The 14,271-nt window shown below is 76.0% G+C and carries 11 protein-coding genes; 5 read left to right on the top strand and 6 right to left on the bottom strand.

Annotation, left to right across the window (positions count from 1 at the left end; genetic code table 11):
* Positions 1-49: 49 nt before the first annotated feature.
* From PSED_RS07845 to PSED_RS07830, 4 genes are all read right to left on the bottom strand, one after another.
* A complete protein-coding gene (locus tag PSED_RS07845; RefSeq protein WP_013673713.1) occupies positions 50-2,410 on the bottom strand; it encodes an FtsX-like permease family protein in 2,361 nt (786 codons plus the stop codon).
* Between the two features lies 1 nt (position 2,411).
* Positions 2,412-4,133: a GAF domain-containing sensor histidine kinase gene (locus PSED_RS07840; RefSeq protein ID WP_013673712.1), complete on the bottom strand. Its 1,722-nt coding sequence runs from the start codon at positions 4,131-4,133 to the stop codon at positions 2,412-2,414.
* Positions 4,130-4,924 carry an ABC transporter ATP-binding protein gene (locus PSED_RS07835; RefSeq protein ID WP_233899349.1) on the bottom strand — a complete coding sequence of 265 codons (795 nt, stop codon included), beginning with the start codon at positions 4,922-4,924 and terminating at the stop codon, positions 4,130-4,132. The genes PSED_RS07840 and PSED_RS07835 overlap by 4 nt, the downstream gene beginning before the upstream one ends.
* Positions 4,925-5,057: 133 nt before the next feature.
* On the bottom strand, positions 5,058-5,933 hold the full coding sequence (locus PSED_RS07830; RefSeq protein ID WP_013673710.1) for an alternative oxidase: 876 nt from the start codon (positions 5,931-5,933) through the stop codon (positions 5,058-5,060).
* A 334-nt stretch (positions 5,934-6,267) separates the two neighbouring features.
* Between PSED_RS07830 and PSED_RS07825 the strand changes: the two genes are divergently transcribed.
* The 3 genes from PSED_RS07825 (at position 6,268) to PSED_RS07815 (ending at position 9,024) form a co-directional block, all read left to right on the top strand.
* Positions 6,268-6,660: an STAS domain-containing protein gene (locus PSED_RS07825; protein WP_013673709.1), complete on the top strand. Its 393-nt coding sequence runs from the start codon at positions 6,268-6,270 to the stop codon at positions 6,658-6,660.
* A 134-nt stretch (positions 6,661-6,794) separates the two neighbouring features.
* Positions 6,795-8,129: an amidase family protein gene (locus PSED_RS07820; RefSeq protein WP_013673708.1), complete on the top strand. Its 1,335-nt coding sequence runs from the start codon at positions 6,795-6,797 to the stop codon at positions 8,127-8,129.
* A gap of 127 nt (positions 8,130-8,256) precedes the next feature.
* Positions 8,257-9,024, top strand: a complete 768-nt coding sequence (locus PSED_RS07815) for a class I SAM-dependent methyltransferase (protein ID WP_013673707.1) — start codon at positions 8,257-8,259, stop codon at positions 9,022-9,024.
* Between the two features lie 70 nt (positions 9,025-9,094).
* Here PSED_RS07815 and PSED_RS07810 read toward each other — a convergent pair whose 3' ends face one another.
* Positions 9,095-9,988 (bottom strand): IS982 family transposase, encoded by an 894-nt coding sequence (locus tag PSED_RS07810; protein ID WP_013672241.1) that lies wholly within the window; start codon positions 9,986-9,988, stop codon positions 9,095-9,097.
* 63 nt (positions 9,989-10,051) lie between these two features.
* Positions 10,052-11,086, bottom strand: coding sequence for a selenide, water dikinase SelD (gene selD / locus PSED_RS07805; RefSeq protein WP_013673706.1), 1,035 nt, complete (start codon positions 11,084-11,086; stop codon positions 10,052-10,054).
* A gap of 33 nt (positions 11,087-11,119) precedes the next feature.
* Here selD and selA point away from each other — a divergent pair, with 33 nt between their 5' ends.
* On the top strand, positions 11,120-12,454 hold the full coding sequence (gene selA / locus PSED_RS07800; protein ID WP_041759400.1) for an L-seryl-tRNA(Sec) selenium transferase: 1,335 nt from the start codon (positions 11,120-11,122) through the stop codon (positions 12,452-12,454).
* A gap of 4 nt (positions 12,455-12,458) precedes the next feature.
* Positions 12,459-14,264, top strand: coding sequence for a selenocysteine-specific translation elongation factor (selB, locus tag PSED_RS07795; protein WP_013673704.1), 1,806 nt, complete (start codon positions 12,459-12,461; stop codon positions 14,262-14,264).
* Positions 14,265-14,271 lie beyond the last annotated feature (7 nt).

The following is a 14,271-nucleotide window of genomic DNA, read 5'->3' as shown; positions in this document are numbered from 1 at the left end:
GCGGGCGCGAGCGGAGCGGCTCGCGCGCCGGGTTTCCCCGGGCTGCGGCTCAGCCGCCCGCGAGCGCGACGGCGGGCGGGGTCCGCGCGGCGCGCTTCGCCGGGGCGAGCGAGAGCAGCAGGGCCCCCGCCAGCACCGCGGGGACCACGACGAGCAGCAGCCGCCACGGCACCGCGAGGTCGCCCGCGACGCCCGTCGCGGTGGCCAGCTGCCACCACAGCACGCGCGCGGCGCCGAGCCCGAGCGGGACGCCGACGACGAGCGCCGGCACGACGGTCGCCGCGGCCATCACCGCCAGCGTCGAGCGCACCTGGCCGGGGGTCGCCCCGAGGACCGACAGCACCGCGACCTCGCGGGCGTGCCGGCGGCCCGCGGTGAGCAGCGCGTGCACCATCCCCGCGCCGGCGACGACGGCCAGCACGAGCGCGAGGATCTCCGGCAGCGTGACGAGGTCGCCGAGGTTGCGTACCGCGTCGGGCACCTGGCGCGGGAAGACCTCCAGGTTCTGCGCCAGCTCCGCGTAGAGCGCGTCGGCGGCGCCGGGCGCGGCGACGACCGCCGCGTCGAACAGCGGCTGGCCGGGCACGAGCTCGCGCATCACGGTCGGCGCGACGAGCAGGCCGTCGCCGACGGCCCCGTTGTTCTGCGAGGTGAGGACGGCGACCCCGACGATCCGCAGCGTCGAGGTGCCGCCGTGGACCCGGCGGATGTCGAGCGTGTCCCCGACGTTGACGCCCAGGGTCGACGCGGCGCGCGGACCGACGGCGACCTCGTCGTGCCCGACGGGTAGCCGTCCTCCCGCGAGAGCGACCGGCAGGCTGCCCTTGCGCACCTCGCGACTCGTCGTCTCGATCGGCGTCCCGTCGGCGAGGGTGGCCGTACCGCTGGCGCCGACGTCGAGCGCGGCGACCCGCGGATCGGCCACCAGCCGGCCGACGTCGGCCTCGCGGGCGTCGACGATCGTCATGTCCGCGCCCTGCCCGTACCGCGCCGGGGTGTCGACGAGCCGCTCCAGGCTGGCGCCCAGCGCGACGGCCGCGACGACCCCCGCGATGGCGAGCGAGGCGGCGACGGCCGTCGTGCCCGCGGGCAGCCCCCGCCTGCCCACGCGACCGTGCAGCGCGAGCCGGGTGCCCAGGAGCGCGGCGGGCCAGCGGCGCAGCAGCCGCGTGCCGCCCGGGCGGGGCCGGGTGACGGTCGGCTGCTGGGCCCGGCCGGCGACCGCGGCCGTGACGGCCACCGTCATCAGGAACACGACGCCGATGCCCAGCCCGCCGATGATCACCAGCTCCCACTGGGGGCGGAACCCCGGCGCGGGCTCGAACCTGGCCTGGCTGCCGAGCGGCTCCAGCCAGCCCGCGGCGAGGATGACGGCCCCACCGACGATCCCGGCGACCACGCCCGCCCCCGCCGCGGCGAGCACCCGGGCGGCCGTGCGTTCCACGACGTCCATGCCCAACGCCGACTCGACGCGCTGCGTGGCGCGCCGCGCGGAGTGGTGGCGCAACAGGCTCTGCCCGAGTACCTGCAGCCCGCCGAGGCCGAGCACGATCACGAACACCACCAGCCCACCGACGAGCACCTGCTCGGCCGCCCGCACCGCCGGGTCGACGGCCGCCCCCGGCAGCTCGACGCTGTGCGGGACGTACTGGGCCACCACCGACGGCGAGATCTGGTCGACGACGGCGGCGGTCCGCGCGAACGCGGCCCCGAAGCGTTGCGCCGCATCGGGTTCGGGCGCGAACCGGGCGTAGATGGCGTACCCGACGATGTCGGGCAGGAACTTCGCCGCGAACGCGGGGCCCGCCTGCACGGCCGCGAGCGCCCCGCCCCACGTCGGCATCCGACCGATGCCGACGACCGTCACCTGCGTGGTCGGGCCCGCGGGCGGGCCGAAGCCGACGTCGAACATCGAGACCTGCTGCAGGGTCAGCATCCGCAGGGTGATCCGCGAGCCCACACCGAGCCCGCTGTCGGCGGCGATGGACTCGCTGAGCAGGACCTCGTCGGGCGCCTCACGGGCGGGCATCCGCCCGGCGACGACGACGGGCCGCACCAGGTCGTCGTGCTGGGTCGTCGGCGCCCCGATCGAGACGAAGCGCAGCGCCGGACCGTCGATCTGGGCGATCCACGCCTGGTCGGTACGGACCTCGGCGACGCCGGGCAGCGACGGCACGGCCGCGGCCAGCTGTGGCTGGTCGGCGGCGACGAGCACCCGGGCGTCGTCGAGCGCGACGGCCTCGACCAGCCGCGGGTAGGCCGTCGCGGTCCGCTCGGCCAGCGCGATCGCCCCGGTGGCGATGCCGCCGACCAACCCGAACACCAGTGCCATGAGCAGCAGCGCCCGCCAGCCGGTGCGCAGCTCGGCGCGTGCGACGGCGCGGACGGCGCCGAACCCACCGCCGCCCACGTCAGCCTCCGGGGGGCGGCACGGACCCGACGGCGGCCCGACGCTGCTCGCGCACGTCGGTCGGCAGCGTGACGGGGCCGGTCACCGTCGTGACGGGCAGCGGCGCGCCGCTCAGCGGGACCCGGCCGCTGACGGTCGTCCCCCGGCCAGGGGCGGAGCTCAGCTCCAGCGTCCCGCCGATCGCACCGAGCCGGTCGGCCATGTTCTGCATGCCCGCGCCCGCGGCCATGTTGTCGACGTCGCAGCCCGGACCGGTGTCGGTCACGGCGAACCGCAGCTCGGCGTCGGGCCCGTCCGCGTCCTCCTCCAGCGTGACGACGACCGACGACTCCGGCGCGTGCTTCGCCGCGTTCTGCAGAGCCTCCAGGCAGCAGAAGTAGACGGCGGCCTCGAGCTGCTCGGAGTGCCGGGACAGCCCGGCGGCCTGCACGGACACGTCGAGCGGGTTGCGCTTGGCCGCGGCGCGCAGCGCCTCGCCCAGCCCGGAGTCGCGCAGCAGCGGCGGGTAGATGCCGTGCGCGAGGTCGCGCAGCGCCTGGATCGACTCCCGGACACCGCGGTCGAGCTCGTCGAGCATCTCGAGGTTCGGGTCGACGGTCCCCTCGGGCCGGGCCGCGGACTGCGACAGCCCGTCGCGCACCAGCCGCAGCCCGACGGCGAGCGCGACGAGGTGCTGCTGGGCGCCGTCGTGCAGGTCGCGTTCGATGCGCCGGCGCTCGGCGTCGGCGGTGCGGACGAGCCGGCCGCGGGAGGCCTGCAGGTCGGCGTTGCTGCGCCGCAGGTCGGCCAGCGTGGCCTGCAACGCCTCGTCGAGGTCGCGGTTGCGCAGCACGATCGCGAGCCTGCGGGCCACCTCGGCCAGTGCCCGCTCGTCGACGGTGGTGAAGCGGTCGGCGTCGGCGGGCCGTTCGACGACGACGAGCGCCAGCACCCGGCCGCCGTGCACGGCGGGCGCGAGCCGCAGCTGGGGCTGCCCGCCGGCCTCGTCCTGTTCGGCAACCAGCCGCGGCAGCCACAGCCGCAGCCACCCCGGCCCGGCGACGCCCGCGCGTTCGAGCGTGGCCAGCTCGGCGGCGTCGAGCGGCGCGGGCGGCGGGGACTCCTCGTACGGCTCGGGGACGACGAGCGTGCGGTGCAGCCCGGGTTCGTCGGGCACCAACGTCCAGATCTGTACCGACGACAACCGCCAGTCACGGCGCATGGTCTCGGCGAGCCGGCGCAGCAGGTCGTCGACCGGGGTGCCGCGGCCCGCGCGCTCGGCGAACTCGGCGAGCAGCTCGTCGGGCGACCGCCGGGTGCCCAGCAACGACATCCGCGCCGAGCGGCCGGCCCGCCTGCCGAGCGGCCCCGCGAGCGTCGCGACGAGCAGCATGCCGAGCATCGCGGCGTCGACCAGGTCGTGCTGGGCCGGCGAGGGGAAGCGGCCGAGCACGAGCAGGGTGAGGATCAGCCCGGCGTCGACGGCGACGGCGAGCCCCGCGAAGTCCGACGCGGCGACCAGCACGGTGGTGCTCGCCCGGCGCACCCGGCCGCTGAACCCCGCCACGACGGCCACGACGAGCGGGGCGACGGCGATCAGCGCCGACACCCACAGTGGCGGACCGCCGCCGAGCAGTCCGACGCAGACTGCCACCGACGCGACACCGACCGCGACGATCAGACCCGACAGCAGCAGCGACCGGCGGGCCCGCCGCCCCGGCGCCGCCGACGCCGCCCGGATCACCGCTGCTCCCCGGTGGTCGCGATCTCCCCGAGCAGCACGCCGTCGCGCATCCGCACGATGCGCTGCGCGCCCGCGGCCACGTCGGCGCTGTGGGTGACCATGAGGATCGTCTGGCCGACGCGGTGCATGCGGGTGAACAGGTCGTGCACCTCGGCCGCGCCGTCGGAGTCCAGCGCACCGGTCGGCTCGTCGGCCAGCAGCAGTGTCGGCCGGTTGGCCAGGGCCCGCGCGATCGCGACCCGCTGCCGCTGCCCGCCGGACAGGTTCGCCGGGCTCTCCCCCGCCTTCTCCAGCAGGCCCAGCGTGTCGAGCAGGTCGCGGGCCCGTTCGGTCGCCTCGGCGGGTTTCGCGCCCGCGACGAGCGCGGCCAGCGCGACGTTCTCCAGCGCGGACATGTGGTCGATCAGGTGGAAGAACTGGAACACCAGCCCGACGTGGCGGCGGCGCAGCCGGGCGAGCCGCGTCGCGGACAGCTCCTCGGTGCGGATGCCGGCGATGCTCACCGAGCCCTCGTCGGCGCGGTCGAGGCCGGCGAGCAGGTGCAGCAACGTCGACTTCCCGCTGCCGGACGGGCCCATCAGTGCGACGAACTCGCCGCGCCCGACGGTCAGGTCCACCCCGCGCAGCGCGCGCACCGGGGCCGTCTCGGCCTCGTAGGTCTTGCGCAGCCCGCGGACCACCAGCTCCGGCGGCGCCGGGTCGGGGGTCGCCGCGGCGGCGACGGACTCGTCGGGCACGGGCGCTACGACCTCGCGCGTCGTCGCGTCGTACATCGCGTTCACCGGTCCCACCGACAGTCCCCGACGTGCCCCCGGCGGGCACACCGGGATCGTCGCACCGTTCCACGGCCCGACGACGACAACGTCGGATCGGACACCGAAAGCGTTACCGGACGCCCGATCCGACGGCCCGCGCCGGCAGGGGTCACGCCGGCTTCCCCTCCCGCAGGTAGCGCTCCGACTCCTGCTTGTGCATCCGTTCGTCGTGCCCGATCTGGCGCAACAGGTCGGCGACCGAGGGGTGTGCGCCGTACTGCTCGGCGAAGACCGAGCCGTGGGCGCACGTCTCGAACTCGGGGTGCTCGGCGACGAACAGCGCGTACTCGTGCTCGGCGTGGTCCTCGAAGTCGGCGTTGAGCCGGTAGCTCCAGCGCGGCGCGACGACGAACAGCAGCCACGCGGTGTGGTAGTACCCGACCGCCATCAGCCACGGCAGGAAGCGGTACCGGAAGGCGCCGAGCCGGCGGCCGCCCCGGGCGACCAGCTCCGCGGTGATCAACAGGTGCCACTGCTCGTTGTCCTGCTGCTCGCGGTTCTCCTCGATCCGTTCGCGGATGCGGTGCGCCACACCGGCGTCGCGGTGCCGACGGGTGAGCGCGCGGTAGGCGGCGTTCTCCCAGATCTGGTACGGGATGCGCGCGACGATCTCGAGCACCTGGAACTTCTCGAACGTCCGGCGCCTGCCGTACAGCAGGTCCATCGTGACGAACAGCAGTCTCGCGACGAGCCCGTAGCGGCGCCGCGGGGCCGCCAGCGTGACCTCCTGCTCACGGCGCAACGCCCTGCGGCCCAACCGCGGTGTGGCCGCCGCGGTGTACCCGGCGGGGTGGGCGCCCGGTCCCGCGCCGGGCGGCGGTGCCGCGGCCGGCGGACCCTGCACGGTGCGGGCCACGTGGCGCGGCGACGGGAACTGCGGCCGGAACTCGACGGTCGGCAGGTCGTCGGCCGGGGTGCGGGGGGCCGGGACGGCGCCGGGCCGCAGGCCGGGGTGGGTGGCCTCGGGAAGGGTCGGGACGCTCATGGCGGCCTCCTCGTCGACTCGTCCGGTCGGCGCTGCTGCCGTCCGGTGACGGGGACGAACCTGCCGGTCGCGGGGAGTCGCTCGCGATCATGCTGCCCGGCGGGGCCGGGCGGGGGGCTCCTCGCCAGCGGGGGTGCGGCCACCCACACCACGACCCGGTGCGCGTCGGGTCGGCGTCGCGCGGAAAGGGCCTCCGACCTCCGTGTCCGTGCGGCGTCGACCGTCGCGGCGGGGGCCGTGTTGTGTGCCTTCCGGCGGGCGCCGTAGGGTTGGCGGGCGGTTGAGACCACAGTCGCGCCCTGTCCGCAGACGCCATCGAGGGAGCGCCGTGCGCATGAGCGGTGAGTCGGGCGACTCCGCCGAAGAAGTCGGCGAGTCCTCCGCCGAGGTGATCCGTTTCGACGCCGTCGACCACGGCGACGGAGCGGTGGTTCTCCAGGTCAGTGGAGAGGTCGACACGCTGACCGCTCCGATGCTGTCCGAACGCATCGCCGCGACGCTCCCGTCCGCGAACCTGCTGGTCCTCGACCTGTCGTCGGTCACGTTCCTCGGGTCGGCCGGGCTGGCGGCGCTCGTGGCCGCGAAGGACGACGTGCAGCAGCAGGGCCGCCGCCTGACGCTGGTGTGCGGGTCGCGGATCGTCACGCGCGCGCTGGAGGCGACCGGCCTGCTCGGTCTCTTCGACACCGCCGACGGTGTGCCGGAAGCGCTGAGCCCCACCGCCTGAGCCCGTCCACGCCGTACCCGAGGGCCGCGACCGCCCCGCCATCCGGGTGAACACGCCCATTCGGGGCGATCGACATCGGCCCGCCCCCGGCGGGTCGGAACGGCGTCGACCGGCGCGGATGCCAGAGTAGGTCGATGGCCAGCGCGCTCTCCGACCGAGCGGGCCCGGACATGTCCGGGCTCGCGGGCGCCCCGGCTGCGACGATCGCCGCCCGCGTGCGCGACGGCGACGCGACCGCTGCCGACGTCGCCGACGCCCACCTGACCCGCGCCGCCGACGTCGACCGCCGGGTCGGGGCGTTCCACGCCACCGGGTTCGCCGGCATCGACCCCGATCGGGTGCGCGCCGAGGCCACCGGCATCGACGCCCGGCCCGACCGCTTCGCGCTGCCGCTGGCAGGCGTGCCCGTCGCGGTCGAGGACGACGTCGCGCTCGCCGGGCTGGTCACCGGGCACGGCTGCGGCGCGTCCGGCGAGCCGGCCCGCCGCGACGACACCCTGGTCCGCCGGCTGCGTGCCGCCGGCGCCATCGTCCTGGGCCGGACCCGGACGGCCGAGCTCGGAGTGTGCGGGTTCACCCGGAAGGCCCCCGGCGCGGGTGGGCCCGTCGACATCGCGCTGCCGCCGTCGAACCCCTGCGGGGCGGGCGCCGCGGCCGTCGCCGCCGGCATGGCTGCGCTGGCGCTGGGCCGCGACGGCGGCGGATCGGTGCGGCTCGCCGCGGCCTACTGCGGGCTCGTCGGGCTCAAGCCGGGCCCCGGCGTGCTCCCCCTCCCCGGCGCCGCGTCGCAGCGGTGGTTCGGGCTGGCCGAGACCGGACTGCTCGCGCGCACCCCGGCCGACGCCGCCCTGATGTTCGAGGCGTTGTCCGGCACCACGATCGGCGACCTGGACGCCGTCGGCATCCCGCGCCGGGTCGCGGTCTCGGTGCGCAGCCCCGCAGGCCGTGGACGGCTCGACCCGGACCACCACGACGCCGTCCGCAAGGCCGCCCGACGGTTCGCGGAGCTGGGCGTCGCGACGGTCGACACCGACCCGCCCTACCCGTCGGGCCTGGCGCGCGAATGGTCACGGCGCTGGCGCGCAGGGGTCGCGCAGGAGGCAGCGGACGTGGGCCTGGACGCCGACGTTCTCGGCAGGCGCACGTCGGGTGTCGTGCGGCGGGGCCGGCGCGAGCTGCGCCGCGACCGGATCGGCTCCGGCGTGGCCACGGCATGGCGCGACCGGATGGCCGGCTGGCTCGACGGCGGTCGCTACGACGTCCTCGTCCTTCCCGCCGTCGGCTCCACGACCGCGACGATGCGCGGCACGCGGCCCGTCCCGGTCCCGTACACACAGGCCTGGAACCTCGCCGGGCTGCCCGCACTGGTCGTCCCGGTCCGTTGGGGCGCAACGCGGGTGCCGGTGCAGCTGGTCGGGCGCCCCGGCAGCGAACCGCTCCTGCTCGCGACGGCTGCCTGCCTCCTGTGAGCGCCGATGGTCGCTGTAGCGACCATCGCCACTCGCGACCGGCAGCGACCCGCCGCCGCGAAATCGGCTGTGACGCGCTTCACGTCGCTCCTCCGTCCGGATGCGAACGGTACGACCATCAGGAGGCATGAGCACCGAGTACTCGCTGCAGAACTCCTGGCACCGGGCGCGGCGGCGGATGGACTGCATGGAGGCGACCTACGACCCCGGGACGATCCGGCACCTGACGGCCCTGGGCGTCGGGCCCGGCATGCGCTGCCTGGAGGTCGGCGCGGGCGGTGGGTCGATCGCCCGCTGGCTGGCCGACCGGGTCGGTCCCGGAGGGGAGGTCGCAGCCGTCGACATCGACGTCCGGTTCCTCTCCGACCTGCCACCGCCGGTGTCGGTGCACGAGTGCGACGTGCGGGTCGACCCGCTGCCGGGCGACGGGTTCGACCTCGTGCACGTCCGGTTCCTGCTGGCCCACCTCGCCGAACGCGACGAGGTGCTCGACCGGTTCGTCGCGGCACTGCGACCGGGCGGATGGTTGCTCGTCGAGGAGTGCGACTCGGTGAGCACCGCCGCGATGGTCCCGGGCACTCCGCACGAGACGATGATGCGCCATGCCGAACGGGTTCTCCGGCAGCTGATCGACGTCGACATGGGACGCGCGCTGCCCGGGATGCTGACGTCCCGCGGGCTCGACGGGATCGGCGTCGACTGCCACGTGCCGTTCGCGGAGGGGGGCGGTCCGGAGGCGGAGTGGATGCTGCTGACCGTCGGGCAGTTGCACGAGGCCACCGGCGGCCTCGCCGACGAGGAGACGTTCGCCCGCTGGGAGGCGGCGCTGCGCGAGCCGCGGACGTGGGTGCCCGGCGGCGCGATCGTCTCGGCGTGGGGCCGCCGCGCCGGATGACGCCCGTGGGGGGTGTCACCGGCGTGGAGGGTGATCCCCACTCCCGCTAGACGAGTAAGTCCGAACCCGGTCAGTGGTCGTAGGCGATCAAGGATCGGGTGATGGGCTGTCCGGTGGCGCGGTTGTGCCAGATCGCGGCGGTCAGGGCGAGCAGGCGCTGCCCGATCCGGGCGCTGACGCCGTCGATGCTGCGTCCGCCGTGCAGCTCGAGATCGAGTTGGCCCTTGAGGGTGTCGTTGACCGACTCGATGAGCTGGCGGATCGGTTTGAGCAGGTGTTCGCCCGGGCGTGGGGTGCGGTTGCGGTAGGAGGGCCGCAGCAGCACCACGCCACGCTCGGCCAGGTAGGTGTCGAGTTCGCGGGAGACGTAGCCCTTGTCGGCGATGATGGTCAGGCCGGGCCGGTCGGTGGTGAGGGTGGGGTCGTGGTCGAGCACGGCCATCAGGACCTGGCGTTCGTCGAGCTTCGGGTCGGCCAATGCCCAGGTGATCGGCAGTCCGGCCGGGGTGCAGACCAGGTGCAGGCGCAGCCCCCAGAACCACCGCGAGTGCGACGGGCAGTAGCTGTAGCCGGCCCACCCGGCCAGGTTCGAGCGTTTCGCGGTGGGCCGGGAACGGGCGCACTCGACCGGGGTGGAGTCCACGACCCAGACGGGGTCGGCCCACAGGTCGGTGTCGCCGGCCAGCTCGCGGATGACCCGCTTGATCAGTGACACCGCCGAGCGCAGCCGCTTGTTGTAGCCGGACTGGCCCGGCAGGTACGGGAACGCGGCTGGTAGCGCCCGGGGCACGAACCGTAGCCAACGGGCCTCGGAGCGGACTCCCAGCAGCACCTGCGCCACGGCCAGGGTGAGCAGCTCGGCGTCGGAGAGCTTCGGTGGCCTGCCCGGGCGGGTGCGTTTGCCCAGCCAGTCGTCGATCTTGACGTAGAGTGCGGTCAGGAGGGTGTTGAGGTCGGTCGTCACAAACTGATCTTCAACACCCTCCTGTCACGTCCCGGGCCCGGCACGCCGTTAGGACTTACTCGTCTAGATGAGCGCGATCCGGCCGGTGCCGGCGGACACGCGGCCGACGACCGCCGCGGTCAGCCCCTTCTCCCGCAGCGCCGCGACGGCGTCGGCGGCCGCGGCGGGCTCCGCGCCGAACAGCAGGCCGCCGGAGGTCTGGGCGTCGGCGAGCAGCAGCCGGTCGTGTTCGGAGCGCTCCCCCACGTCGACCACGTCGACGGTCCATTCGCGGTTGCGCCGCGTCCCACCGGGCACGACGCCGGACTCCAGCAGCGTCCGGGCGCCGTCGACGACGGGTACGGAGTCGACCTCGACGACCGCGTCCACACCGGACGCCGCCACCATCTTCTTGAGGTGCCCCAGCAGCCCGAACCCGGTGACGTCGGTGCAGCCCGTCGCCCCGGCGGCGAGTGCCGCGGCCGAGGCCTCGGCGTTGGGCGAGGTCATCGACGCGACGGCGGCCGCGACCACCTCGGCGGGCGCGGTCCCGCCCTTCACCGCCGACGACACGATCCCGACCCCGAGCGGTTTGGTGAGCACGAGCGCGTCGCCGTCGCGCAGGCCGGTGTTGGTGAGCACCCGGTCGGGATGCACCTCCCCGACCACGGCGAGGCCGTACTTCGGCTCGGGATCGTCGATCGAGTGCCCGCCGACGACGGCGAAGCCGCACTCCGCGCCCGCGTCGGCCCCGCCGGCGAGCACCTCGGCCAGCAGCTCCTCGGGCAGGTCGTCCGACGGCCACGCCACGAGGTTGAGCGCGAAGAGCGGGCGGCCGCCCATCGCGTAGACGTCGGAGACCGCGTTGACCGCGGCGATCCGGCCCCACGTGCGCGCGTCGTCGACGATCGGGGTGAAGAAGTCGGTGGTGGCGACGAGCGCGCGGTCGGCGTCGAGGCGCCAGACGGCCGCATCGTCGCCGGTCTCGGTGCCCACCAGCAGGTCGGGGTGCGCGGGCGGGGTGATGCGGGCGAGGACGTCGGCCAGTCGGCCGGGGGCCAGCTTGCAGGCGCACCCCCCGCCGTGACTGAACTCGGTGAGGCGGCGCGCGACGGGCATGCTGTCAGACTAGGTCGTGAATAGGGTGACCGAGTGAGTGCCGATCATCGACGGCTCGTGCCGCGCACGGACGCCGTCCTCGCCGAGCCCCGCGTCGCCGCGGCGGTCGCGCGGCTGGGCCGCGACCTGGTGAAGCGCTCGGTCACCGCGGCCCAGCAGCGGGCACGGCTCGGCGAGATCGCCCCCGACGCCGTCGCCGACGCCGCGCTGGCCGCGCTCCCGCCCTCGGCGACGTCGCTGCGCCGCGTCCTCAACGCCACCGGCGTCCTGCTGCACACCAACATGGGCCGGGCCCCGCTCTCGGCCGCCGTCGTCGACGCGCTCGCCGTCGCCGCCGGGACCTGTGACGTCGAACTCGACCTGGCGTCGGGCGGACGCGGCCGCCGCGGAGCCGCCACGGTCGACGCCCTGCTCGCCGCGGTCCCCGGCGCGGGCGCCGCCCACCTGGTCAACAACGGCGCCGCCGCCCTCGCCCTGGTGGCGACGGGCCTCGCGGCCGGCCGCGAGATCGTCGTCGCGCGCGGTGAGCTCGTCGAGATCGGCGACGGCTTCCGCATCCCGGATCTGCTGGTGTCGACGGGCGCGCGGCTGCGCGAGGTCGGCACGACCAACCGCGTGCATCCCCGCGACTACGCCGAGGCGATCGGCCCGGACACCGGCCTCGTGCTGAAGGTGCACCCGTCGAACTTCACGATCACCGGGTTCACCTCGTCCGTCGGGGTGGCCGAGCTGGCACGGATCGCCGGTGCGCACGGCGTGCCCGTCGTCGCCGACATCGGGTCGGGGCTGCTCGTCCCGCACCCGCTGCTGCCCGACGAGCCCGACGCCGCGACCACGCTCGCCCAGGGCGCGCACCTGGTCACGGCCTCGGGCGACAAGCTGCTCGGCGGGCCGCAGGCCGGACTGCTGCTGGGCGGGCCCGGGCCGGGCGCCGAGCTCGTCGCGGCCCTGCGCCGGCACCCGCTGGCGCGCGCGCTGCGCGTCGACAAGCTGACGCTCGCCGCCGTCGAGGCCACCCTCACCGGCCCGCCCACCCCCACCCGCGCCGCGCTCGACGCCGACCCGGAGTCGTTGCGCCGCAGGGCCCGCGACCTCGCGACGCGGCTCGCTGCGGCCGGTGTCGACGCGCACGCCGTGGACTCGGTCGCGACGGTCGGCGGGGGCGGCGCGCCGGGTGTGACGCTGCAGAGCGCCGCGGTGTCGCTGCCGGAGCGCTTCGCGGCGGCGCTGCGGGCCGGGGAGCCCGCCGTCGTCGGACGGCTCGAGCACGGCCGCTGCCTGCTCGACCTGCGTGCGCTGCCCCCGGGGTCGGACGCGGCCCTGGCCGCCGCCGTGCTGGCCGTCGGCCCGGCCCCGCGCAAGGGGTGATCGGGTGCAGGTGATCGCCACCGCAGGCCACGTCGACCACGGCAAGTCGACGCTGGTCCGCGCGCTGACCGGGATGGAACCCGACCGCTTCGCCGAGGAACGCCGCCGCGGGATGACCATCGACCTCGGCTTCGCGTGGACGAGGCTGCCGGGCGGGCACACCGTCGCGTTCGTCGACGTCCCCGGGCACGAGCGTTTCGTCACGACGATGCTCGCCGGCGTCGGCCCCGTGCCCGCGGCGCTGTTCGTCGTCGCCGCCGACGAGGGCTGGATGCCGCAGTCCGCCGAGCACCTCGACGCACTCGCCGCGCTGGGCGTCCGGCAGGGCCTGCTGGTGATCACCCGTGCCGATCTGCTCGATCCGTCCCTCGCGCTGGAGGAGGCCCGCGACCGCCTCGCCGGCACCGGTCTCGCCGACACGCCCGCGGTCTGCGTCTCGGCCGTCACCGGCGACGGGATGGACGCGCTGCGTGCCGCGCTCGACGACCTCGCCACCGCGCTGCCCGAGCCCGACCCCGGGGCCGACGTGCGGCTGTGGATCGACCGGGCGTTCACCATCCGCGGCGCGGGCACCGTCGTCACCGGGACGCTGCCGGCGGGCACCGTCCGGGTCGACGACGAGCTCGAGCTGGTCGGGGCGCACGGCCCGCGCGGGGTCGCCGTACGCGGGCTGCAGGCGCTCGGTGAGGCGCGACCCGAGGTGACGGGCGTGGCGCGGGTGGCGGTGAACCTGCGCGGGACGCCGCGGGAGGCGGTCGGCCGCGGCGACCTGCTCGTCACGCCGGGCGCGTTCGCCGGGACCGACGTGGTCGACGTGCGGCTGCGCGATCCTCGCGGTGCCCCCGCCGACGCCGGGACGCTGCCCGCCGGGCTGAGCCTCCACATCGGATCCGCCGCGGTCCCGGTGCGGGTACGGCCGCTCGGTGCGGACACCGCCCGGCTGCGGCTCGCCCGGGTGCTGCCGCTGCGCATCGGCGACGTCGTCGTGCTGCGTGACCCGGGCAGGCGGCGGGTGGCCGCGGGCGGGCTCGTGCTCGACGTCGCGCCGCCCCTGCTGCGCCGACGGGGTGCCGCGGTCGCGCGGGCCGCGCAGCTCGCGACGATGCCGGGCGTCGCCGACGGCGCGGGCGAGTTGGCACGGCGCACGCTGGTGCGGGCGGCCGACCTCGTCGCGATGGGCGTCCCCCGCACCGAGGTCGCCGATCTCGCGGCGCGCGTCCCCGCGGCCGGCGGATGGCTCCTCGACCCCGGTGCCGTCGACGGGATCGTCGAGAGGCTGCGGGCCGCCGTCGACCACCACGACGCGGCCGACCCCGTCGACCCCGGCCTGTCCACGGAGGCGGCCCGCCGTGCCGCGGACCTGCCCGACGCCCGGCTGCTCGACGCGCTGCTCGGTGCGTCGGCGGCTCCCGGGCTGGTGCACCGGGAGGGCCGCGTCGCCCGCTCCGCCACGGCGGAGCTGCCGGCGGCGGTCCGACGCGGTCTCGACGGGCTGCGTGCCGACCTCGCCGACGACCCCTTCGCCGCCCCGAGCGCCGAGCGCCTCGCCGAGCTGGGGCTCGGTCCACGGGAGATCGCGTCGCTGGTGCGAGCCCGGGCGGTCCTCAGGCTCGCCGACGGCGTGGTGCTGCTCGCCGACGCGGACGACCGCGCGATCGAGATACTCGCCGGGCTCGGGGAGGAGTTCACCGTCAGCGAGGCCCGGCAGGCGCTGCGGACGTCGCGCCGGGTGGCCGTGCCGCTCATGGAACACCTGGGGCGCACGGGACGCACGATCCGGACAGCCGACGGGGCGCACCGCCTGCGATGAGGCGCCA

It is taken from the genome of Pseudonocardia benzenivorans CB1190 (assembly GCF_000196675.2).
Taxonomy (GTDB): domain Bacteria; phylum Actinomycetota; class Actinomycetes; order Mycobacteriales; family Pseudonocardiaceae; genus Pseudonocardia; species Pseudonocardia benzenivorans.
This window is presented reverse-complemented; position numbering and strand designations above follow the sequence as displayed.

Bases quoted from the DNA above. Each gene is read 5' to 3' on its own strand.
- selD (WP_013673706.1), bottom strand. From the start codon at position 11,086: ATGCCCGTCGCGCGCCGCCTCACCGAGTTCAGTCACGGCGGGGGGTGC.
- PSED_RS07815 (WP_013673707.1), top strand. From the start codon at position 8,257: ATGAGCACCGAGTACTCGCTGCAGAACTCCTGGCACCGGGCGCGGCGG.
- PSED_RS07830 (WP_013673710.1), bottom strand. From the start codon at position 5,933: ATGAGCGTCCCGACCCTTCCCGAGGCCACCCACCCCGGCCTGCGGCCC.
- PSED_RS07825 (WP_013673709.1), top strand. From the start codon at position 6,268: ATGAGCGGTGAGTCGGGCGACTCCGCCGAAGAAGTCGGCGAGTCCTCC.
- PSED_RS07820 (WP_013673708.1), top strand. From the start codon at position 6,795: ATGGCCAGCGCGCTCTCCGACCGAGCGGGCCCGGACATGTCCGGGCTC.